Source organism: Robertmurraya kyonggiensis (assembly GCF_005116465.1).
In the GTDB taxonomy this organism is placed as follows: domain Bacteria; phylum Bacillota; class Bacilli; order Bacillales; family Cytobacillaceae; genus Robertmurraya; species Robertmurraya kyonggiensis.
In genome coordinates, this window is the sequence record NZ_SWBM01000005.1 from 108,374 (window position 1) to 130,085 (window position 21,712).

The 21,712-nt window shown below is 38.0% G+C and carries 23 protein-coding genes; 22 read left to right on the forward strand and 1 reads right to left on the reverse strand.

Annotated features, from left to right (window positions below; genetic code table 11):
• The first annotated feature begins 2 nt into the window (after nucleotides 1–2).
• From folE to FA727_RS18220, 21 genes are all read left to right on the forward strand, one after another.
• On the forward strand, nucleotides 3–572 hold the full coding sequence (folE, locus tag FA727_RS18125; RefSeq protein ID WP_136832953.1) for a GTP cyclohydrolase I FolE: 570 nt from the start codon (nucleotides 3–5) through the stop codon (nucleotides 570–572).
• A 14-nt stretch (nucleotides 573–586) separates the two neighbouring features.
• Nucleotides 587–1,417, forward strand: a complete 831-nt coding sequence (locus tag FA727_RS18130) for a 6-carboxytetrahydropterin synthase (RefSeq protein WP_136832954.1) — start codon at nucleotides 587–589, stop codon at nucleotides 1,415–1,417.
• Complete coding sequence (locus tag FA727_RS24460) at nucleotides 1,407–2,108, forward strand: SDR family oxidoreductase (RefSeq protein WP_170209286.1); 702 nt, start codon at nucleotides 1,407–1,409, stop codon at nucleotides 2,106–2,108. The genes FA727_RS18130 and FA727_RS24460 overlap by 11 nt, the downstream gene beginning before the upstream one ends.
• 196 nt (nucleotides 2,109–2,304) lie before the next feature.
• The gene (locus tag FA727_RS24465) at nucleotides 2,305–3,081 is read left to right on the forward strand and encodes an ATP-binding protein (protein ID WP_170209287.1); all 777 of its coding nucleotides are present in this window, start codon (nucleotides 2,305–2,307) and stop codon (nucleotides 3,079–3,081) included.
• Nucleotides 3,068–4,138, forward strand: a complete 1,071-nt coding sequence (locus tag FA727_RS18140) for an alpha/beta hydrolase (RefSeq protein WP_246041956.1) — start codon at nucleotides 3,068–3,070, stop codon at nucleotides 4,136–4,138. Before FA727_RS24465 ends, FA727_RS18140 begins: the two co-directional genes overlap by 14 nt.
• Complete coding sequence (locus tag FA727_RS18145) at nucleotides 4,128–4,364, forward strand: acyl carrier protein (RefSeq protein WP_136832955.1); 237 nt, start codon at nucleotides 4,128–4,130, stop codon at nucleotides 4,362–4,364. The genes FA727_RS18140 and FA727_RS18145 overlap by 11 nt, the downstream gene beginning before the upstream one ends.
• Nucleotides 4,364–5,839, forward strand: coding sequence for a class I adenylate-forming enzyme family protein (locus FA727_RS18150; RefSeq protein WP_136832956.1), 1,476 nt, complete (start codon nucleotides 4,364–4,366; stop codon nucleotides 5,837–5,839). Before FA727_RS18145 ends, FA727_RS18150 begins: the two co-directional genes overlap by 1 nt.
• A 16-nt stretch (nucleotides 5,840–5,855) precedes the next feature.
• Nucleotides 5,856–7,430, forward strand: coding sequence for a methyl-accepting chemotaxis protein (locus tag FA727_RS18155; RefSeq protein ID WP_136832957.1), 1,575 nt, complete (start codon nucleotides 5,856–5,858; stop codon nucleotides 7,428–7,430).
• A 16-nt stretch (nucleotides 7,431–7,446) separates the two neighbouring features.
• Complete coding sequence (locus FA727_RS18160; RefSeq protein ID WP_136832958.1) at nucleotides 7,447–7,764, forward strand: STAS domain-containing protein; 318 nt, start codon at nucleotides 7,447–7,449, stop codon at nucleotides 7,762–7,764.
• On the forward strand, nucleotides 7,764–8,603 hold the full coding sequence (locus FA727_RS18165; protein WP_136832959.1) for a PP2C family protein-serine/threonine phosphatase: 840 nt from the start codon (nucleotides 7,764–7,766) through the stop codon (nucleotides 8,601–8,603). Before FA727_RS18160 ends, FA727_RS18165 begins: the two co-directional genes overlap by 1 nt.
• A 292-nt stretch (nucleotides 8,604–8,895) precedes the next feature.
• Nucleotides 8,896–9,624 (forward strand): LytR/AlgR family response regulator transcription factor, encoded by a 729-nt coding sequence (locus tag FA727_RS18170; RefSeq protein ID WP_136832960.1) that lies wholly within the window; start codon nucleotides 8,896–8,898, stop codon nucleotides 9,622–9,624.
• A gap of 162 nt (nucleotides 9,625–9,786) precedes the next feature.
• On the forward strand, nucleotides 9,787–10,632 hold the full coding sequence (locus FA727_RS18175) for a 2OG-Fe(II) oxygenase (protein WP_136832961.1): 846 nt from the start codon (nucleotides 9,787–9,789) through the stop codon (nucleotides 10,630–10,632).
• Between the two features lie 64 nt (nucleotides 10,633–10,696).
• Nucleotides 10,697–10,963 (forward strand): DUF1450 domain-containing protein, encoded by a 267-nt coding sequence (locus FA727_RS18180; protein ID WP_136832962.1) that lies wholly within the window; start codon nucleotides 10,697–10,699, stop codon nucleotides 10,961–10,963.
• A gap of 111 nt (nucleotides 10,964–11,074) precedes the next feature.
• Nucleotides 11,075–11,560, forward strand: coding sequence for a flavin reductase family protein (locus FA727_RS18185; RefSeq protein WP_136832963.1), 486 nt, complete (start codon nucleotides 11,075–11,077; stop codon nucleotides 11,558–11,560).
• 283 nt (nucleotides 11,561–11,843) lie between these two features.
• Complete coding sequence (trhO, locus tag FA727_RS18190; protein ID WP_136832964.1) at nucleotides 11,844–12,812, forward strand: oxygen-dependent tRNA uridine(34) hydroxylase TrhO; 969 nt, start codon at nucleotides 11,844–11,846, stop codon at nucleotides 12,810–12,812.
• A 76-nt stretch (nucleotides 12,813–12,888) separates the two neighbouring features.
• Nucleotides 12,889–13,179: a HesB/YadR/YfhF family protein gene (locus tag FA727_RS18195; RefSeq protein WP_126405360.1), complete on the forward strand. Its 291-nt coding sequence runs from the start codon at nucleotides 12,889–12,891 to the stop codon at nucleotides 13,177–13,179.
• Nucleotides 13,180–13,285: 106 nt separating this feature from the next.
• On the forward strand, nucleotides 13,286–13,747 hold the full coding sequence (locus FA727_RS18200; protein ID WP_136832965.1) for a DinB family protein: 462 nt from the start codon (nucleotides 13,286–13,288) through the stop codon (nucleotides 13,745–13,747).
• Nucleotides 13,748–14,924: 1,177 nt separating this feature from the next.
• Nucleotides 14,925–15,728: a pyruvate, water dikinase regulatory protein gene (locus FA727_RS18205; protein WP_136832966.1), complete on the forward strand. Its 804-nt coding sequence runs from the start codon at nucleotides 14,925–14,927 to the stop codon at nucleotides 15,726–15,728.
• 20 nt (nucleotides 15,729–15,748) lie between these two features.
• Complete coding sequence (ppdK, locus tag FA727_RS18210) at nucleotides 15,749–18,418, forward strand: pyruvate, phosphate dikinase (RefSeq protein WP_136832967.1); 2,670 nt, start codon at nucleotides 15,749–15,751, stop codon at nucleotides 18,416–18,418.
• Nucleotides 18,419–18,667: 249 nt separating this feature from the next.
• Nucleotides 18,668–19,105: a MarR family winged helix-turn-helix transcriptional regulator gene (locus FA727_RS18215; RefSeq protein WP_136832968.1), complete on the forward strand. Its 438-nt coding sequence runs from the start codon at nucleotides 18,668–18,670 to the stop codon at nucleotides 19,103–19,105.
• A 16-nt stretch (nucleotides 19,106–19,121) separates the two neighbouring features.
• Entirely contained in the window at nucleotides 19,122–20,306 is a 1,185-nt protein-coding gene (locus FA727_RS18220) for an MFS transporter (RefSeq protein ID WP_136832969.1), read from the forward strand.
• 39 nt (nucleotides 20,307–20,345) lie between these two features.
• On the opposite strand, the gene liaG is transcribed toward FA727_RS18220, so the two are convergent.
• Nucleotides 20,346–21,200 (reverse strand): LiaG family protein, encoded by an 855-nt coding sequence (gene liaG / locus FA727_RS18225; protein WP_136832970.1) that lies wholly within the window; start codon nucleotides 21,198–21,200, stop codon nucleotides 20,346–20,348.
• A 193-nt stretch (nucleotides 21,201–21,393) separates the two neighbouring features.
• Between liaG and FA727_RS18230 the strand changes: the two genes are divergently transcribed.
• The gene (locus FA727_RS18230) at nucleotides 21,394–21,711 is read left to right on the forward strand and encodes a metal-sensitive transcriptional regulator (protein ID WP_306461677.1); all 318 of its coding nucleotides are present in this window, start codon (nucleotides 21,394–21,396) and stop codon (nucleotides 21,709–21,711) included.
• Nucleotide 21,712 lies beyond the last annotated feature (1 nt).

Consider the following 21,712-nt stretch of genomic DNA (forward strand, 5'->3'; position numbering starts at 1 on the left):
AAATGAGCGTTGAAATAAAAAAAGGATTAATCGAAGAGCATGTACGAGCAATTTTAGATTTAATTGGAGAGGACACAAATCGAGAAGGTTTATTAGAAACTCCTAAACGCGTAGCAAAGATGTATGGGGAAGTGTTTGCAGGAGTGGGAGTCGATCCTGAGACAGCACTCACAACTACATTCGCCGAAGATTATGACGGCATGGTTGTGGTGAAGGATATTAATTACTATACGTTTTGTGAGCATCACCTCATTCCGTTCTTTGGAAAAGCCCATATTGGGTACATTCCAAAGGGGAGAGTTATCGGCTTAAGCAAATTCGCAAGATTAGTAGAGCTAGTATCGCAGAGACCGCAGGTTCAAGAAAGAATGACGACGCAAATGGCGGATGCCATTATGAATGTCCTTAACCCTGAAGGAGTCATTGTTAGTGTTGAAGGCCAGCATCTATGTATGTGTGCAAGAGGTGTGAAGAAGCCTGGTTCTGCCACCGTGACTACGGTTAAAAGAGGTGCGTTTCAAAATAATGTAGCTCTTGTTGAAGAATTTGAGCGTGCTCTTGCAAGAGACTAATAGGAGGAAAACATATGCTTTATCTCTCAAGAAAATTGTCCTTTTCTGCTATGCATTCCTATCGTATTGAGCATTGGACGGAAGAACAAAATGAAGCTATTTTTGGTCCTTGTGCAAATAAGAATGGTCATGGACATGATTACACATTGGAAGTAATGGTTAAAGGGAATCTTGACTCTCACTCAGGCATTGTCGTGAATATTACGGATATAGATAAGGTTGCAAAAGCATTTGTCGAAGAAAATCTAAATGGAAAATTTTTAAATAAGGAAAATGACTTCTTTAAAGAAAATATTCCAACAACAGAAAATTTAGTTTCATATATTTGGAATGCATTAGATGGGAAACTAGAAAACTGTCAACTACACAAAATTCGCTTGAGAGAAAGTGATTTCCTATATTCTGAAAAGGAGAATTCCCCTATGGTTCGATTAACAAGAAAGTATCATTTCAGTACAGCTCACAGATTGCATAGTAATCAATTAACTGATGAAGAGAATCTAGATATATTCGGTAAATGCAATAATCCATATGGACATGGTCACAACTACTATTTAGAGGTAACGCTTAGCGGAGAACAAGATCCTGTGACTGGCATGATTGCTGATTTAGCGAAAATGGATCAAATTGTCGATCGTGAAATTCTTCAAAAGTTTGACCACAAACATTTGAATTTAGATACGGAAGAATTTAAAGAACTCAACCCAACTTCTGAAAATGTAGCGGTAGTCATTTGGCAATTACTTGCACCAAAACTACCAAAGTTGTTCAAAATCGGTTTGTATGAAACAGAAAAGAATTACTTTGAATATTACGGTCCTGGAGTAGAAGAAGATGGAGAATAGAGAGTCCTTAAAAGGAAAAACGGTGGCGATAACTGGTTCTAGTAAGGGAATTGGAAAAGCAATTGCAGATGCAATTCATCAGTCCGGTGGAAATCTCGTTCTGGGGAGTAGGAGCAATGTAAAGCAGCTAGAGAGAAATGTCTTGCAATTGCCCTTAGATGTCACTAATGAGGACTCGGTAAAAGGATTCTATGAAGAAGCTGTTAAGCAGTTTGGAACGGTTGATGTCCTTATTAATTCAGCTGGCTTCGGTGTTTTTGAAAGTGTTCTTGACTCTCGTACGGAAGATTTTGATCGGATGATGACAGTCAATTTACGTGGAACGTATTTAACGTGTAAATATTTTGGTAAGCACATGGTCGAAAACGGCATCGGTCACATCATAAATTTAGCCTCGATAGCAGGTACAACAGCATTACAGGGTTGTGGTGGTTATTCTGCATCGAAATTCGGGGTTATGGGGTTAACAAAGGTTTTGCAAACGGAGCTTAGACATAGAGGGATTCAAGTCACATCGGTCGTACCAGGTTCAGTAAGTAGTACTTTTTGGGATGAAATCGACCCGAAGCCAGAGATGTCTAACATGATTCCTGTAGAAACAATCGCTAGTCATTTTCTTTATCTAATTGATCAGCCAAAAGGCGCCTTTGTCGACGAGATCACGATTATGCCGCCTCTTGGAATATTATAAGGAGGCCAGTTTAAAGTTGGGACGGTTTTTTAGTAAGTTTAAAAAATCTACTGAAACAAAATATATAGAGCTTCCGTCTCCGCCCTCAGATATATCATATGCAGAATTAATTTTTAAGACCAACCGAGGCTTTCTAGCAAAAAAATTGGGTCAGTATCTCAATCTGGATTCCCTAGATTGGGAAGCTTTGTTTTATATGTCTCTTTCAACAGGGACCTATCCACCAGTAGAAGAATTGAAGGAAACTGAAATGACTCTCTACTTGGCGGAACAAATGCTGGAATGGGACAAGGACCAAAAAGATATTGTTAAAGAAATCAAGAGTTTGAACATCCATATGAATTTTCAAAATGCGATGTTGAAGGCATATGAAATTCATCAAAAGGATTTATTTTCTCGTCTGTCTTCTGTAAAAGGGAATGAAGATACGGTCAAAGAAGACGATGTGGAATGGAGAATTTATCGTGATGTCATCCATGCAGCTAGCCAAGGGAAATTTTTGCTCATTTCCAAAGAAGAGCTATCGCAATATAAAAAAGGTGATGTTATTTGCGAAGGTACTATTAAAGAAAGTTCGGACATTCCAAAAAATCGTAATCTAGCAAAAGAGAGATTTGAACAAAGAGAGTTAAATAAAGCAAAGATGATGAGTTGGTTACTTGTATTGTCCGAAGCCATTACAAACACAATCAAGCATGCTGAAGAAGGAAAAATGACCTTGATCGAAAATGAAGATGCCAATGAAATTAGGTTTGTGATCGAAGATAAGGGTCCTGGTTTTCCTCTTGAACAGTTACCTAAAAAGGTGTTGTTAGCGGGATATTCCACGAAAAAATCAATGGGACAAGGTTTTACCCTCATGATGAAAATGGCAAAGCAAATTTTCTTATATACATCCCCAAGCGGGTCTACGATCATTTTGACATTTGATGCTTGGGAAGAAAAGGAGGGGCAATTAAGTGCTATCAACTGACATTCACAAAAATATCATGAGCACCATGGATAAGACACTCTTAACGGCAAGTTTATTTGAAGGGTTTTGGGACCGTTGGATTGTACATGGGGTTTCCTATCACGATTTAGCTAAGCTACGACACTCCATCATAGCAAAGGAACGATGGTTTAAAACTTGGGGTGAACTAGCAGAGGAAAAATACACAATGGCGGAATCAATAAAAAAGGTTGGGTTTGTGGAACAAGCGGAATCTGTTTACCGCATAGCAGCCCTCTATTATCAACTCAATCAATGGTTAATTCCCGAACATGGAGGGGAAAAACTAGATTGGTTGATGAAAAGCTTGCTAGTTGTTAAAAAAGCAGATCAACTTTCTGATATAAAGACTGAGTATGTGGAGTTACTTATCGATGAGAACAGTTATTACGGTCGAGTTCGAATTCCCAACAATCCTGAAGGGGTTATCATTATTATCAATCCTATTGATTCAACAAAAGAAGAGCTCTTTTCTTATGAGATGGATTTTGTAGAAAAAAATTATGTAGTTGTTAGCTTTGATGGACCAGGACAAGGAGAAACGTTTACAAGACATGGATTGAAAGCGACAAGACTTCGCTGGGAACGATTTGTAGACATGATGATTGAGTATGCATCAAATACTTTTCCTGCTCATGACATTTTCCTTTTTGGGACAAGTTCTGGAGCAGCCTGGGCTATTTATGGAAGTGGTAATGAAAAAGTTTCTAAGGCAGTTGCCGTTTCACCAGCATTTAGAAATGAAGAAATTCAAATGCCTGATTATTTCATGGAAAGATTGTTTGCTGTATCGGACGAAACAATCATTCCAGACTATCCTCAGATTAAACTACAAAAACCTGTTTTACTCGTTCATGGGAAAAAAGATGTAATGGTGAAGGATGAAGATATCTACGGCCTATTTGAGAATCTTCCTTCTGGAAAAATTCTACTTGAGTATGAAGATGAAGGGCATTGCTGCAATTACAAGTTACCGGAAATTCGCACGAAAGCGATTGAGTGGTTTCAAGGAAAGTGGGGAATGAAGGATGAGTTTTGAAGAGTTTAGACAAGTCATTGCTGATGTCTCTAAAGTTCCATTAGACAGAATTCATAAGGATGCATCTTTTCGAGATGAGCTAGATGTGGATTCCTTACAAATGGTGAATTTAATCGTAGAGCTTACAGCTAGATTTGGTTTAGGTTCGTTCAATTTACAAAGTGATAAAGATTTAGAAACGGTTGGATCATTGTATCAATTGATGACAATGGAGGAGAGCAAATAATGAACAATTTCTACGATTGGATTTTTGAACAAGATCTTGACCTCAATAAGGAGATCCTTTCTACTCAACGAGGCAATTTTTCTTATAGAGACATCCAGCAGGGTGTTGCAGAATATGTGCAGTTGTTTGAAACGCTAGGGGATATAAAGGGGAAGAGAATCGCATTGATTGTGCCTTCCGTTTATGATTTCACTTCTTTAGCATTGGCAATTAGTAAATTACAGGGAATCACTGTACCCCTTAGTCCGCTTCTACGCCATGAAGATTTAATTTCTGTTTTAGATTTTGTTAGTCCTCACATAGTCTTTACAGTGACTGAACATAATGGATTTCATTTATGGGAGACAATTAATCAATGGGCTGCTTCAAATCTAAAAGAGACAATTATTTTGGAAAATAAAGAGGATATGAAGTGGAACCAAACTATTCATATCGGAGAAAAATATCCCCTTGAAGAAGGACAAATTCAAATAATTGGATGTACATCCGGAAGTACTGGCACTCCAAAAGGGATTGTATACGATGTGGATTTCGTCCAAAGGGTAGGAAAAGGGATTAACATAGGGCTGGATATTTTTGAAAATGATAAACTATTTCTTTTAGCTCCGGCAACGGGGGTGTTTGGTCTAGCGTGGATACTATCAACTATGCAGTCCAAGACACATTTGGTACTATCGGAGAATTTCAATTTTCCAGAGATCATTCAACTTTTCGAAAGTCATGCTAGCAAAAAATTCATTTCGACTCCATCTCTATTTAAAGCTATGGACTTATTTAGCAAATCCTTAGGGAAGCAAGTATTAAATCAAGTATCTTTACTATGTGTATTTGGAGAATTAGTGACCAAAGAATTTTTACAAACATATTCAGACTTCCCAGCTAAGATCATGAGCTTTTTAGGGATTACTGAGTTTGGAACGGTAATGTACACAGAAAACGATATTCGCAATGATATGAATTGGACGTTGTTACCTAATATCAAATATAAATTTGACTCTCAATCGGAAGAAAGAATTGGAGAACTCTTATATCAATCAGAACGACCGTTTTTAGGTTATTATCAACGACCTGATTTGACTAATGATGTGTATAAGGATGGATGGTTTTTCTCAGGGGATCTAGGAAGAACTAACGATGATGGAAAAATTGAACTTGTAGGCCGCAAAAAAGACATGATCAAAAAAGGTGGTCAACAAGTTATTCCAGGAGAGATTGAGAGCATCTTAGAAAAACACCCGGATGTGTTAAGAGTAGTTGTCGTTGGAATTCCGCATCCTGTTTTTGGAGAACAAATTATTGCGTTTGTGCAAAAGAATAGGAGCGACCTAAACAGTCAGGAACTATATGAATATTGTAATCTTCGTATTGCTAGATATAAGATACCAGATCAAATAAGATTCATTGAAGAATTTCCGATGGTGCAAGGGAAAATAGATAAAGTTGCATTACGTAAGAAAGCTACTGAGCAAGAATAAGAGGTGAGGTGAGCAGATGACTAAAAAACAAGTTTCACTAAGGAAGCAATTCTTAACACGCACTTTAGGGATAATGGTAATTATTTCAATTATATCAAGCGGTGTTCAATTATACTTGATGAAAGAACAAGTTAATTATGAACTCGATACTCAAACGACTTTAATTTCCCATAGTATTAATAAAGGTCTAAATGGAAGCGATTTGGCTTCAAAAAGTATCGAACATCAAATAGATCTAAAAATGGCAGGATATCTACAGTATATTGGAGATATTCTTGATGAATCAAATGCTGAAGAGCTTTCGGATACTGAACTAATCAAGATTAAAGATAACTTAAATCTTGCTGGTTTATCAATTTTAGAGAAAAAGGATAATGACATTGTTGTTGTGAAATCTACTGATCCAAATGAAATCGGCTTTAGTACGAGGAGTTTCGGTGATATGGTTTATCAACAAACTGAAAAGGTGTTAATGGGAGAAGATATCCAAATTCCTGGATTATACTCCGATAAAGGGCTAGTTATTTTGCCCATTATGCAATCTGGAACCTATCAAGACAAACCAGTATTTTTCAAATATGCTTATTTTCATAAAGAAGGGACAAATTATATTCTAAATCCTTATATTGCTGCAGATGAGGTATACCAATTTACGGAAAGTGTTGGACCAGAATCAATAATTAAAGACATTGAGCAGGAAAATCCTTTCGTTAAGGATATTTCCATCTTAGATCCAAAAGTCTTTCAAAACCCGGAGTTAGAAAGTCAATATTGGCCACCGGTGAAGAAAATTGTTTATGGAGATTTTCAATATCAAACAAAAAATGATGCAGAGATTTTGAAGAAGATGGTAGAGAACCCAAAGATCCAAAAATTTGTTGAAAAGATTGATGGAAAGAAAGTCTATAAGTTATTCTTGCCGCAAGAGAATGGGCAGGTTATTCATATTGCATTCGATTATGAAAAAATAATAGCACCTTTACATCAACAATCCATTATTTTGATTGTAACGGGAATTATAGCGATTGTAAGTATTTTCCTCTTAATCTATCAATTATTTAATAGAATCTATATCAATATCCAAAAGTTAACTTCTCAAATTGATTTATTAAAAGAGGGAGACTTAACCGCGGAAAGTGATGTCAATGATGGAACTGAGCTAACGAAACTTTCAACTGATTTGAACCAGATGGCGAATAATTTAAATCAATTGGTGAAAGAAATTGAGACGGAAGCAAGTAAAACACAGATGCTATCTGAAGGATTAGAAGAGGAAGCATCACAGTCTGTCGAGAAAATATATACACTCTCAACAGAAACGACCATGAAGGCAAGAGAACAATTATTCGAAATCACGGAGTTCTTGGATTCAGTAGAGAACTTCCTAGAACCACATAATTCAAATGACCAGGTGAAAGACATCCTTGCTAAAATGGACAAAATGCGCGAAGTAGCCAATGAAAGAACATCTGCAACTACGAATACAACGATAACATTATCTGATTTACTACAATCGTTGTATGGCCAATCTCAAGAGCTTTCTGAAATTGCCAGCAACTTGATGCATCAAATGAGTAGGTTGAAGCTCTAAGTGGGGAGGAGTATAAATGGAGTTAATCATTCAAAGAATACAAACTGGCTCGACAAAGACATTAAAGTTAAAAGGGATTTTGGACATTTCTACTAGTAGTATAATTGAACCTTACTTAGAGGAACTAGATAGCATTGAGAGGCTGATTTTTGATTTTAGTGAGTTGGAATTTATTGATTCAACAGGAATTGGTTCCATCATGAATGCCATTTATCTTTCTAAGGAGAAGAACTTCAAACTAGCTTTTCATGGTGTCGATGAAATGACACACCAAGTATTTGAAACGGTGGGATTATACCATATTTTAGAGGAAATTCATAAGGAGGACATTTGATGTATTTTGATAATTTCACCTTTCATTTTGATCAAGGTACTCCTGAAAATGAACTTGAAAAATCCTTACAGAGAGAAATAAATCTTGCAAGGAATATTCAAACGGCTCTTTTAAATGGAAAGACTCCAAAGGTTGAGGGAGGACAAGTGTCCGGGAATTCTTTGCCTGCAAGGCTGATTGGTGGAGACTATTATGATTTTTATCCATTGGTTAATGGGAAAATTCGTATTGTCATTGGCGATGTGATGGGAAAAGGAATTCCAGCTGCGATGCTGATGATTTTGACAAGGGGAGCTTTTCGAAGCGCAGCAGAAAGTACACAAGGTCCTGGTGAAACGTTAACAGCCATGAATCAAGCGATATATGAGGATTTAAGGACATTAAAATCGTTTGTTACTTTGTTTTGTGCTGATTGGGATCCGAAGTCTGGAACTTTCACTTATTCGAACGCAGGGCATCATCTTCCTTTGTGTATAAGAGGAAAAAGTAATACGATTGAAGAACTTCCGAAAGTAAAAGGAATTATGGTCGGAGGTCTCCCTAATCAAATTTATCATGAGAAATCCATTCAACTAGAAGATTTAGATATGGTCTTTTTCTATACGGACGGCATTATTGAAGCCCAAAATAAAGAAGGGGAACTATATCAAATCACACGTCTTAAAGAGACCTTGTTGCAGTGTAAAGAAAAAGATGTCAAGGAAGTGGAAAAAGCGGTAATTGACACAATTAACCATTTTACATCAGGGGTTCCACAAAAAGATGATATTACGATGGTTCTTCTGAAAGTATTCGATAGTAAGGCGGATATTACTAGCTTTAATTCTCCTATATATTAATCCAATGATATAAAAGAAGAGCGGTTAAAGCGATCTATTTAATGTAGATCGCTTTCTTTGATCCTAAATGGTTATTTTAAGAATAGGAAGAGTCTCCTATTTTTATAAGAACTGTAGGAATAGGAGTACGTGGGGATATTTAGAATCAACCAATTCATTCAAAATAAGGATAAGGATATTCATCCGATGAATAATTCATATTCATTTTACTGAAAATGAATGTACTTAGGTCCGGTATTTGGACTTTCTAGGGTACTTTCATATAATGAACAAAACAAGGGGAGAGATGTACATGGAGAAAATAAGAGTGATAATAGCAGATGATGACCTCTCTTCCAGAACCATTTTAGTGCATTTTACAAAACTTTTGCCTGAATTTGAAGTCATTGGGGAAGCAACAACGGGAGAAGAACTCATTCAATTGGTTGTGAAAGAAAAGCCCGATTTAGCTTTAGTGGATATTAGTATGCCAGACTTAAATGGGGTTGAAGCTTCAAAAGCTTGTAAAGAACTTCACCCTAATTTACAAGTTATTTTTACGACGGGGCACGATGATTTTGCCATCGAGGCATTTAATTTATCAGCGGTAGATTATATAGTAAAGCCAATTGAAAGAACACGTTTATTTATTGCTTTGGAAAAGGCAAAAAAGATGATTGGGTATCAGAAAAAAGTTGAGATTTCAGCACCCAAAAATTTTAGTAAACTTGCTATAAAGTCGAATAATACTTATTTATACATTTTATTAGATGATATTCTTTTCATTGAAAAACAAGGAAGAAAAACCATTATTCATACAGAGTCAGAACAATTTGAAACGTCAGATCCTCTGCAAAACCTTATGGAACGTTTGCCGAAGAACTTTTTCAAAACACATCGCTCCTATTTAGTAAACTTGAGAAAAGTAGCAAAAATTGAGGCATCTGGTGAGACATATCTTGCATTCTTTTATGGGACTAATAAGAACGCTTATATTTCTAAATTGAAGATCAATGAAGTGCAAGAGTTATTGTGCTTGTGATTTTTATGAAAAACAAGGTTTGAACAATCTACTACAAACCTTGTTTTTTTGTTGTCAGAAATGGTATTTAGCTATCAAAGCTTTAACTGCATCTAATTTTTCTGAATATGGTAAAATTGTGTTAGATTTTTCAATTTTGCAAGCCTGTGAGGAGGAATAGCGGTGGGAACCATCAAACAAATCTCCGATGAACTAAAAGAGTGGATTATTACAACTCTTAATAGTGGAGTTAGTCCGGTTGTCATAGCAGATGCCCTTGTGAAAAAAGGTTTTAATCCAAGGTATGCTTACGAAAGTCTTTTTCAGATTGTTGGAAATGGAGCAGTAAAGTCGCCTGAAGCAAAGAGTGAGCTCCCATATCAATATGAAATACCCGCGATTGGTCAAAGAGGAAATACGATTTATACAAGTGACCGTGAAATTAAGGTGCTTGCAAGAATTGAAAAGCCGTTCATCCTTCATTTGGACAATGTTCTAAGTGATGATGAATGTGATGAACTAATCAGTTTATCAAAAGAGAGATTACAGCCGTCACGAGTGGTAGATTCGGTAACGGGAGAAGAAAGAGTAGCACCTGGTCGAACGAGTAAAGGCATGTATTATACGATTCATGAAAATGATCTCGTCACAAAGCTTGAAAAAAGATTCGAAGAACTTACTCAGTATCCGGTTGAAAATGGTGAAGGACTCCAAGTGCTGAACTATCATGTGGGAGAAGAGTATAAGGCTCATTTTGACTATTTTCCTTCTGGGAAAGTCGATGAGAAAAAAGGTGGACAACGTGTTGGAACTCTATTACTCTACTTAAATGATGTAGAAGAAGGTGGAGAAACGATTTTTCCAAAGGCTGGTGTCTCGATTGTTCCGAAAAAAGGCTCGGCTGTCTATTTTCACTATACGAACAGCCAAAATCAAGTCGATCGTTTGTCCGTACATAGTAGCATTCCCGTTGTAGTCGGGGAAAAATGGGTGGCGACCAAATGGATTCGTCAAAATCCGATCTATTAATGTTTAGAGCTAGCTCCATTAGTGAATAAATAAATTGATTCAAGATTAACAGAGGATGTAGTCCGTGAAACTATTTAAATTATTTTCGAAAGAAAAAAAGCTAACTGTTGAATTTTGTGGAAAAAATCTCGATCGCTTTTTATCAGAAGAAACGTTCCCGAAATACAATGCTTTTTTTAACGAGAAAAATGTGAACTATAAAGAATATGAATGTCAAAGTAAGTGTAAGGAGTGCAAGAAAGCACCTTACGCCATGATCAATGGTGAGTTTGTGACAGCTGAGACTTCTGAAGCGCTGTTGGAAAAAATGAAGAAGCAGCTTCATGAATGAATCCAGATATTCGACAAACCTAGAAAAAGCCGCCATAATAGTTAATATATATAAACAATGTGATTAGCGTGTAAAGCGCATCTATAAAGAATAGAAAGGTGAGTTGAGGATATGGATCAAGTTTCAACCTTTAAAGACGTAATGGGCAATTACCCCACGGGCGTTACGGTTGTCACGACAATAGATGAAAATGGAACCCCGCTTGGGCTAACGGTGAACTCCTTTGCTTCTGTATCGATTGACCCGTTGATGATCCTTTGGTCGATTGATAAAAAAGTTTCTTCCTATGAACAGTTTGTTAATACGGATAAATTTGCGGTGCATGTATTAGCAGATGATCAAAGCGATATTTGCTCGCTTTTTGCCATGAAAGGTACGGACCGATTTGGCAGCTGTGAATGGAAAACTTCCGAACACAATCTTCCCATTATTTCGGGAGCACTAGGTGTACTACAATGTAAAACTTATAAAACGGTCGAAGCAGGAGACCATATGATTCTGATCGGTGAAGTAATCGACATCGTTAATGAGAACAAGGACCCGCTATTATACCATAGAAGAAAATTTGGGAAAATTCCTGGAGAATTTTATAAGTGAACATTTAAGTACCTTTCCGTTATAATGGAAAGGTACTGCTTTTTTGTAATATAAGAAAGTGTAAATCTCTACTTTGAGAATTGTCTAGCTCCAGGCGCCAACGGCTCGAATGAAAAAGATAGTACGCTTTTTCCTTGGTCATAAGCCAATCCGTCGAGAAGGTTAAAGAACAACCTTTACGCCGGCTCGTCTTATGCTTGTCGCCGATAGGCGGGCGCCTTGCGCTTTTCTTATGAGGCGAAATGCCTTTGATATAGATCTATTTCAGAAAGGTGATTTAAAAATGGAAAACACAGAACAATACCGAGTGTTGTTATATTATATGTATGTCCCAATTGAAAACCATGAGGAGTTTGCTGCACAGCATCTTCAGTTCTGTAAGGAACTAGGTTTAAAGGGAAGAATTCTTGTTGCTCATGAAGGAATTAACGGAACTGTTTCCGGAACATTTGAAGCAACTGAAAAATATATGGAAGCAATGAAGGCTGATCCTCGTTTTGCAGAGATGGTCTATAAGATTGACGAAGCAGAAGGTCATGCATTTAAGAAAATGCACGTTCGTCCACGTAATGAATTAGTAACGCTTCGTTTAGAGGATGACATTAATCCAAACGAACTTACTGGAAAGCATTTAAGTCCGAAAGAATTTTTCGAGGCTATGCAGGATCCTGATACAGTTGTAATCGATGCGCGTAATGATTATGAGTTTGATTTAGGTCATTTCCGTGGTGCGGTTCGACCAGATATTCGAAATTTCCGTGAGCTTCCACAGTGGATTCGCGAAAACAAGCAGAATTTTGAAGGTAAAAAAGTTCTAACTTATTGCACAGGTGGTATTCGCTGTGAAAAATTCTCTGGCTGGTTAGTACGTGAAGGCTTTGAGGATGTAGGTCAGCTTCATGGTGGAATCGTGACTTATGGGAAAGATCCAGAAGTACAAGGTCAATTATGGGATGGACAATGCTATGTGTTCGATGAGCGTATCGCTGTTCCTGTAAACCGTGTGGAGCATGTTATAGTGGCGCGCGACCATTTTACTGGTGAACCTTGTGAGCGTTATGTGAATTGCGCAAACCCTGAGTGTAACGATAAAATTTTTAGCTCAGAAGAAAATGAACACAAATATTTACGTAGTTGTTCACATGAATGCCGCGTTCATCCAAGAAATCGTTATGTTGCCCAACATGGGTTAACTCCTGAACAAGTAGAAGAGCGCTTAGCAATTATTGAAGAATCTTCTACTTTGGCATAATTAAGGCGAAATAGTAGTAAAATCACCTTATAAGTTGGATAATAGAAAGTAGCAGACAATCAATGAGGTGAAAAATATGAGTTTTACTGTAAGTCAAGAAGCAGCTAAGTGGTATAAAGAAGAAATGGACTTACAAGAAGGCGACTACGTTCAATTTTTTGTGAAATTATATGGTGGTATTCCGACTGTCCATCCGAATTACTTTCTAGGTATTTCATTCGGAAAAGCAGGAAACATTGCGGTGAAGGATGAAGTCGAAGGAATTACATTTTTCTTTAATGATAAAGATGCATGGTTCATCGATGAGTACAACCTTAAAATCGAAGCAAAAGATGATGACGTCGAATATATCTTTAATCAAAAATGAGCTTGGAGTTTTCTCCAGGCTCTTTTTTATGTTCTAGGGAGGGAAATCGAGAAATAAATAGAAGTGTTATGGGAAAGAAAAAATTCGAATAGAGAGGAACATGAAAATGAATGCTAAAGAAATTTTGTTACTGCAATTAAGTGCTTGTCATGATCAGAATACATGGTTTGTATCTTTGCTCAATTCACTTGATGGGTTGACGGAGGAAGAGGCGCAATGGAAGCCAACAGGTTCGACCAATTCGATTTTTGAAATTATAAACCACCTTATTTATTACAATCAGCGATATTTGAATAAAGTCAAAGGGATACCGAACCCAGAAGTAGTCGAAAATAATGATGAGTCATTCAATAATTTGGAGGAACTCACTTGGTCTGAGACGACTACAAGAATCACCAATCTGATGACAGAATGGAAGGAAACGGTCGCGGCAGCGGATGAACAAACGATTAGGAAATGGTCAACAGACATTGCTCATCTAGCGAATCACGCGTTATATCATACCGGCCAAATTCTTTATATACGTAAGCTTCAAGAATCATGGGATCCGAAGAATGGTGTGCATTAGATATGTTTGCAATTGGATGAAAGGGTTCCGTTCACACTCTTTTAAATATGATTTCACGTCCTCAGTCGAATAACCAGAATAGGAAAACAGGCGGAGATTTTCCGGTTATATACAGAATGGAGCTCGTTTCGGGATATATAAGCGGAGTATTTCCGATTATACAAAGAAAAATCCTTCATTTTGAAGTTTTTCGAGCCAATTAGCGTAATTTCTCCGTCTATATAAGCCTTTTTAAATACTAATTTCTAATTAAGCGGAACTTTTCCGTCTATAATTCGAACCAGGTGCTTAACCATAACCCCCAACTGCCGCTTTCGAGACTTGATGCGAAAAACGGAACCTATTAAGTTTTCATCCCGTTGCTTTTTCCAAAAAGTTCACAGTTCTGTCAAAACAATTCCGATAATTCTAAAAATTACTTGTTATAATATAAGTGTAAGAGATAAAAGTTAACATCTTTGGAGGCTCAACCATTCGTGTTCGTTCCGACTGTGAACGAGTATTAAAGGTTATTCCTAGTTTTGGTTCGGGAAGGTGGAGCAGGTGTTCTAGTTTTTGAAGGGTAAAATATCATACAATTCTTTTCAATTGAGTGACTGGGAATGAAATAATCATCTACCTATAATTCTTGTACGTAGATGAAGTGGATCACAACCATAAATTTAATTGAAATGGTAAAAACGTATGGTATTCATTCGGTATCTCACCATCCTTCAAAAATGAATACATTTGCGAAGATGCTCATAATCCGGATAAAGGAATAAAGAGCTTAAATCGGTGCTAATCCGATAAGATTGTTTCATTAAGGGGTTTGAATTCCATTTTAACCATGTGAATTAATTCCTTCTTCGGAACAAACACACATCGCTAAAAATCATTATTCTCGTGTTAGCTCCTAATCGAGACTAATAGTGAAAATTAATTTGGTGATGTCATGGTTGGGTCTCCAAAGATGTTAATATCGAAAAGCTCCCCCTCAAGAAGACACATGTTGCTTGAGGGGGAGCTTTTTTGCGTTGCATCGAATTTTCTTAATTTTGTCATAAAAAAAGTAAAAACTATTTTCCAAATTGAACATAAATATAATATACTATATATTAATAAGTATAACACATTTAGTAGTGGACACAGATATATAACATCATTATTCAGGTGGATATGGGAGGGAATTGGGATCTTGGAAGGAAAGGAAACAGTATTTGTCGTGTCAGACTCAGTTGGAGAAACAGCTGATTTAGTCGTAAGAGCTGTGGCTACACAATTTAATGGTGGTTTTGTGGAAGTAAAACGGAATGCCTTTGTGGCTGATTTCGCTGATATCGACGATGTATTGGTCATGGCGAATGACGTTCCATCTATCATTGCTTACACCATAGTGATTCCGTCTCTTAAGGAATATCTCGATAAAAGGGCCGAAGAGGAAGGGCTTGTGACCGTGGATTTATTAAGTCCGTTGATGACCGCCTTTAGTAAAACCTTTAATAAGAGTCCGAAAAATAAGCCAAAGCTGATGAGACAACTAGATGATTCCTATTTTAAAAAGATTGAAGCAATTGAATTTGCGGTGAAATACGATGATGGCCGCGATCCTCGGGGATTGCTTCGTGCTGAGATTGTTCTGATTGGCGTGTCGCGGACGTCAAAAACACCATTATCCATGTACCTAGCGCATAAAGGATTCAAGGTTGCGAATGTTCCATTAGTACCTGAGGTGGCACCACCAGAGGAGCTGTATAAAATTCCACGAAGTAGATGCGTGGGTCTTATCATAAGTCCTGATAAGCTGAATTCCATTCGAAAAGAAAGACTGAAGAACCTTGGATTAACTTCTGAGGCGAACTATGCAAGCTTTGAAAGAATTCTAGAGGAATTAGAGTACGCTGAAAAAATCATGAAAAGAATCGGCTGTCCAGTCATCAATGTGTCGAACAAAGCAATCGAAGAAACTGCTGATTCCATCTTAAAAATACTGAAAAGATAACATGGGGAGGAACTTTTACAATGAAAAAATTCGTCTATATGTTCAATGAAGGAAACAGCAGTATGAAGGAATTACTAGGGGGAAAAGGAGCCAATCTTGCCGAAATGACCTCGATTGGGCTACCTGTTCCTTTCGGTTTTACGATATCTACAGAAAGTTGTAATGCTTACTATGATGCGGGGAAAAAGATTTCTCCGGACGTACAGGAGCAAATTTTACAAGCGTTGGCCCGACTTGAACAAACAACTGAGAAACGACTAGGCGATCCATCCAATCCATTGCTTGTTTCTGTTCGTTCAGGTGCTGTTTTTTCGATGCCAGGAATGATGGATACGATTTTGAATTTAGGAATGAACGATGAAACAGTTGAGGGAATGGCCAAGCTAACAAACAATCCGCGCTTTGCCTATGATTCGTATCGCCGCTTTATCCAAATGTTTTCCGATGTTGTCCTTGATGTGGATGTCTTTTTCTTTGAACAGCTTTTAGAAGAATATCGAGAAAAGCATGGATACACATCTGACCCAGAGTTATCAGCAGAAGATTGGCAAGAGGTGATTGCTGGTTATAAAAAAATCGTCAAAGACCGGACACGAAAAGAATTTCCTCAGGAACCAAAAGAACAGTTATTTCTTGCGATTAATAGTGTGTTTGATTCTTGGAACAATCAGCGGGCGATTGTGTACCGTCGTTTAAATAAGATTCCGGACCACTTAGGTACTGCAGTTAACATTCAGAGTATGGTCTTCGGAAATACAGGAAACGAGTCAGGAACTGGCGTTGCTTTTACACGAAATCCTTCAACTGGTGAAAATGTTCTGTACGGAGAATACTTAATTAATGCCCAAGGGGAGGACGTGGTCGCTGGCATTCGTACGCCACAACCAATTGCGACCCTTGAAAATGAAATGCCAGAGGTGTTTCAACAATTCGCGGAAACGTGCCATCTGCTAGAGCAGCATTATCACGATATGCAGGACATTGAATTTACAGTAGAACGAGGAAAGCTGTTCATTTTGCAAACAAGGACGGGAAAAAGGACGGCACAAGCTGCGATTCGAATTGCAGTTGAAATGGTGGAGGAAGGGATTATAGATAAAAAGACGGCGCTTCTTCGAGTTGATCCTGATCAACTAAATCAGCTTCTTCATCGACGAATTGATGAGTCTTATCCACGTAATCAGTTAGCCAAAGGATTGCCAGCTTCACCAGGTGCTGCGACCGGAGCTGTCGTATTTGATGCAGATGAAGCGGAACAACTAGGGAATGATGGAAAAAGAGTCATCCTTGTTCGACCTGAAACGACGCCAGATGATATCCATGGCATTATCGCGGCGCAAGCAGTTGTAACAAGCCGTGGAGGAATGACGAGTCATGCTGCTGTTGTTGCCAGGGGAATGGGAAAAGCTTGTATTTGCGGTTGTGAAGCATTGAAAATTGATTTAAGGGAAAAGCAATTTCGAATCGGCGATACTGTTGTGAATCACGGTGATATGATTACGATTGACGGAGCAACCGGTGAAATCATGCTTGGTGAGATTCCAATGATTGAACCACAGCTTTCAGAGGAGTTTCAATTGCTTTTAGCATGGGCGGATGAAGCTAGGAAATTAGGAGTTCGTGCCAATGCGGATAATCCAGAGGATGCGAAAAAGGCCTTTGAATTTGGCGCAGGCGGAATTGGATTATGCCGAACGGAGCATATGTTTATGGATGCCAAGCGCGTTCCGATTGTGCAAAAAATGATTTTAGCGTCTAACCTGGAAGAACGTGAGTCGGCGCTAGCTGAATTATTACCCATGCAGCAGGGAGACTTTGAAGGGATATTTGAAGCAATGCAAGGATTTCCTGTAACGATTCGCTTGTTAGATCCACCGTTACATGAATTTTTACCAGATAAAGAGGAGTTGTTAGTTGAGGTAACGAAGCTACAGATTCTTGATCCGAGTTCTACTGAATTGATGGAAAAAGAACAATTGTTGAAAAAGGTTCGTCAGTTGGATGAGTTCAATCCAATGCTGGGCCACCGTGGCTGTCGTCTCGGGATGATTTATCCTGAAATCTACGAAATGCAGGCAGAAGCAATATTTTATGCGATTGCAAATTTAGCTGATAGAGGACTTGAAGTGAAGCCTGAGATTATGATTCCGCTTGTGGGTCATGTTAATGAGTTGAAAGAGATGCGTCAGCTGGTGATTGATGCCGCTCTTCAGGTACAAGAAGAGACAGGGAAGGAGTTTGATTATTTAATCGGTACGATGATTGAAATTCCACGTGCAGCATTAACTGCTGATCAAATTGCTGAGGAAGCCGATTTCTTCTCTTTCGGAACCAATGATTTAACACAAACGACGTTTGGCTATAGTCGTGATGATGCGGAAGGGAAGTTCTTGCAGGCGTATATAGAAAACAAAGTGTTGCCGGAAAACCCGTTTGCTGTGCTCGACCAAGATGGCGTTGGAAAGCTGGTTGAAACGGGCGTGAAGCTTGGAAGGGCAACAAAGCCATATCTTAAGACAGGAATTTGTGGCGAGCATGGCGGAGAAAAGAGTTCGATTGAATTTTGCTATGTCACAGGTCTTGATTATGTGAGCTGCTCACCTTATCGTGTGCCACTCGCTAGACTCGCAGCCGCACAAGCTACCATTCGTCATGAAACAGCTGAAATATCATTACAGACACAAAGATAAGAGGAAGAGGAGAAAAACGTAGGGGCGTTTTTCTCCTCTTTTGTGTTTATCCTGAAATAGGTATTTGAAAGTGACCTGTTTTGGAAAATACGCAATTAACCACTAATTATACGCATTTCCCATTGGATTCCGTGCAATCCAAGCCCAATCCCGTGCAATCAATAAAATATAGTTTTTGTACAAACTATATTTACACAAACTAAAATAGGGGTTATAATAAGCATATTGTTCAAGTGGAGGGAATCACCTATGTCGATGGATAAATTTATTGGCTCTGCATCAGTTCGTCTTAGTAAAAAAATGACGCGCATTATCAATCATTATTTGAAGCCATATCATATAACAACTGAGCAATGGGCTGTCTTACGGACATTACATGAATCCAGTCAAATCCCCCAAAAGGAATTGTCTATTAAAACAGATAAGGATCAGGCGACTCTTACGAAAATTTTAGATCTAATTGAAAAGCGAGAGTTAGTAAGAAGAATTCCTAATCCGACGGATCGTCGCTCCTTTTTAATTGAAATTACCGAAAAGGGAACAGCTTTAGTTGAAGAACTGACCCATTTTATCGAGGAAATCTTCACAAAAATCGTTAACGGAATTGAGCAGGAAAAGCTAGCGATTTTTCAGGAAGTATTACATTCACTAGAAACTAATATTGAACATTTACTAGAAGAAGAATAAGAAAGAAGGCGCATCTATGAAAGAAACATCGAGATTATGGACAGGACGTTACGTGGCCATTGTGGTAATGGCTTTTTTATTTTTCATTAGTTTGCAAATGTTAACGGCAGGATTTCCGGCTTATATTACTGATGTAAAGGATAATCCAACACAAGGGGGATTAATGACGACGGTCTTTATGCTGGCAGCCATTATTACTCGTCCCCTCATCGGTTATTTGATGAATAAGGTCAACATGATGATTTTAAACATTATAGGTTTGAGCTTTGTTGCCATTACGATTGGCTTGAGCTTTAATCAGGAATCGGTAGGGGCACTATTGATTTTGCGAGCCTTTCATGGGGTAGGATTCGGGATATTAACCACTGTTCTCGCGACAATGGCAACGAACATCATTCCAACCAATCGCCTTGGCGAAGGGATTGGCTATTATGGCATGGCTACAAGCGTGGGCACAAGTATCGCACCAATGTTAGCACTTTCCATTCTTCAGTACTTTTCCTATAATTTTATGATCATTTTGACGTGCTTTTTGACGCTAGCTACCATCCTAATTTCCTTTTTTGTAAAACCTTCAAAGGCATCGCAGTCTGAAAAAAAGAAAATTTCCTTCAAAGCGTATGCTTTTGATAAAAATGCATTATTGCCTTCAATCATGACGATCTTTTTTACGATCTCATTGGGCGGTGTCATTAGCTTTATGGGGGAATTGGGAAAAGAGGTCGGCCTAGGAAATTCAGTTCCCTTTTTCTTTCTAGTCATTTCAATTATGATGGTCCTTGTACGTCCACTATCTGGTCGTTTGTTTGATAGTTATGGTCATAAAGTAATTATTTATCCTGGTGTCTTCAGCGGAATCGTTGGTTTATTTTTATTATCGATTGCGGAACATACATGGACATTGCTTCTAGCGGGATTGTTTTATGGAATTGCCTATGGGGTGGTTACACCGACACTTCAAGCTATTGCTGTAAGAGCAGTGGCAAAAGAGAAGCAAGGGACAGCTAATGCGATGTATTTCTCCGGAATGGACCTTGGTATGGCCATCGGCTCAACTGGACTTGGCTTTATCGCGACTTATAAGGGGTATCACTTCATTTATGGATTTTCGATTGTGTTCTTAATCGTATTAATTGCTGCTTACACTCTAGTCCTTATAAAAAGAAAAAAGGAAGCAGAAACATTAGCAAGTGCTTCTTAACTAAAGTAAAAGACCCTCCATTCAGAGGGCCTTTGTTTGTTAGTGGATTTCTACATTTCCACTAGATACATCTATTTCAATTTCATGCTGACCAGAACCATGGGTACCTTTGATCTCATGTTTGTCTTGCTTTTCTATTTTTAATGGGAGACTAGTTGAAATATTTCCTGAGCCCGTTTCTCCTTCCAAAGCAAAATCAGCTTTATCCGGTAAATCTAGTGAAACATTCCCTGAGCTTACATCGATGCTAATGGAATCCCTTAACTCAGCAAACTGTGCGTCAAATCTTCCGGACGATATATCGGCCTCTAACTCACCAGCAAAATCGGAAATTTTTACATTGCCAGAACTAACATCGACACTGGCCGTTTTTGAATCAAGTGAATGGATTTCGACATTCCCTGAAGAGCCATTAAAAGCAAATTCATTCACGACTAAATCATTCAATTCGACATTCCCCGAACTCATATCTAAAATGAGATGGTTTACCTTATAAGGCTGTTTAGAAGATTCCCCTGACACATCCAAATTACCCGAGCCGATATCAATCACCATGTCTTCTTTATAGTCTTCTGGTACATATACGGTAAGCTTGGAATGATTGAAGAATTGGAACCAAGAGAACCACTTTTGCTTGTATTCAACTGTAATCGTATCGCCTTTTTGCTTAACAGTTACCTTTCCTTTTCCAGTTAGTTGAGCTTCTAAATCATCCCGATTTTCCGGAATAATCGTGACACTTGCTGATGCAATGTTAAACTCAATGTTGTCAATTTTATCAGTAATATCTGCTTGTGTTTGATCTTTATTTGCAAACCAGGTAAGGCTTCCTACGCTAGTAAAAAGAATATATCCCCCAGCAATGATTAAAAATATCAGTAAAATTCGTTTCATTGTCAAAAATTCCTCCGTCAATTCATTTATAATCCCATCATAATAGAAAGTGTAATAATAATCATTGATCCTAAGCTTTATTTTGCACTACGGCTGAAGTCTTAGTTAGTAATCCTCCGAAAAGTTTTGAGATTTGTCACTTTACATACCCTATGAGGGTATAGTAATATTTAGATCAAAGGAGGTTATGCGAATGGAGATGAAGGAAAACTGTGGTCATGAGCATAATCATCGAAAGAGCCACCATTCAGAGGAAACGAAGAAAAGCTTAGTGACTCGATTAAATCGAATCGAGGGGCAAATTCGTGGAATTAAAGGTTTAATCGAAAAAGATACCTACTGTGATGATGTCATCACGCAAATTTCAGCAACAACAGCAGCTTTAAATGGTGTGGCAAAAATTTTACTAGAGGCCCACATGAAAAGCTGTATTGTCGATAGAGTTCAAGAAGGCGATCATGAAGCGATTGATGAGTTGCTTGTAACGATTCAAAAGCTAATAAAAAAATAGG

Excerpts from the sequence above, each read along its gene's own strand:
- folE (WP_136832953.1), top strand. The coding sequence starts at position 3 with ATGAGCGTTGAAATAAAAAAAGGATTAATCGAAGAGCATGTACGAGCA.
- FA727_RS18130 (WP_136832954.1), top strand. The coding sequence starts at position 587 with ATGCTTTATCTCTCAAGAAAATTGTCCTTTTCTGCTATGCATTCCTAT.
- FA727_RS24460 (WP_170209286.1), top strand. The coding sequence starts at position 1,407 with ATGGAGAATAGAGAGTCCTTAAAAGGAAAAACGGTGGCGATAACTGGT.
- FA727_RS24465 (WP_170209287.1), top strand. The coding sequence starts at position 2,305 with ATGTCTCTTTCAACAGGGACCTATCCACCAGTAGAAGAATTGAAGGAA.
- FA727_RS18145 (WP_136832955.1), top strand. The coding sequence starts at position 4,128 with ATGAGTTTTGAAGAGTTTAGACAAGTCATTGCTGATGTCTCTAAAGTT.
- FA727_RS18150 (WP_136832956.1), top strand. The coding sequence starts at position 4,364 with ATGAACAATTTCTACGATTGGATTTTTGAACAAGATCTTGACCTCAAT.
- FA727_RS18155 (WP_136832957.1), top strand. The coding sequence starts at position 5,856 with ATGACTAAAAAACAAGTTTCACTAAGGAAGCAATTCTTAACACGCACT.
- FA727_RS18160 (WP_136832958.1), top strand. The coding sequence starts at position 7,447 with ATGGAGTTAATCATTCAAAGAATACAAACTGGCTCGACAAAGACATTA.
- FA727_RS18165 (WP_136832959.1), top strand. The coding sequence starts at position 7,764 with ATGTATTTTGATAATTTCACCTTTCATTTTGATCAAGGTACTCCTGAA.
- FA727_RS18170 (WP_136832960.1), top strand. The coding sequence starts at position 8,896 with ATGGAGAAAATAAGAGTGATAATAGCAGATGATGACCTCTCTTCCAGA.
- FA727_RS18185 (WP_136832963.1), top strand. The coding sequence starts at position 11,075 with ATGGATCAAGTTTCAACCTTTAAAGACGTAATGGGCAATTACCCCACG.
- trhO (WP_136832964.1), top strand. The coding sequence starts at position 11,844 with ATGGAAAACACAGAACAATACCGAGTGTTGTTATATTATATGTATGTC.
- FA727_RS18195 (WP_126405360.1), top strand. The coding sequence starts at position 12,889 with ATGAGTTTTACTGTAAGTCAAGAAGCAGCTAAGTGGTATAAAGAAGAA.
- FA727_RS18200 (WP_136832965.1), top strand. The coding sequence starts at position 13,286 with ATGAATGCTAAAGAAATTTTGTTACTGCAATTAAGTGCTTGTCATGAT.
- ppdK (WP_136832967.1), top strand. The coding sequence starts at position 15,749 with ATGAAAAAATTCGTCTATATGTTCAATGAAGGAAACAGCAGTATGAAG.
- FA727_RS18215 (WP_136832968.1), top strand. The coding sequence starts at position 18,668 with ATGTCGATGGATAAATTTATTGGCTCTGCATCAGTTCGTCTTAGTAAA.
- FA727_RS18220 (WP_136832969.1), top strand. The coding sequence starts at position 19,122 with ATGAAAGAAACATCGAGATTATGGACAGGACGTTACGTGGCCATTGTG.
- liaG (WP_136832970.1), bottom strand. The coding sequence starts at position 21,200 with ATGAAACGAATTTTACTGATATTTTTAATCATTGCTGGGGGATATATT.
- FA727_RS18230 (WP_306461677.1), top strand. The coding sequence starts at position 21,394 with ATGGAGATGAAGGAAAACTGTGGTCATGAGCATAATCATCGAAAGAGC.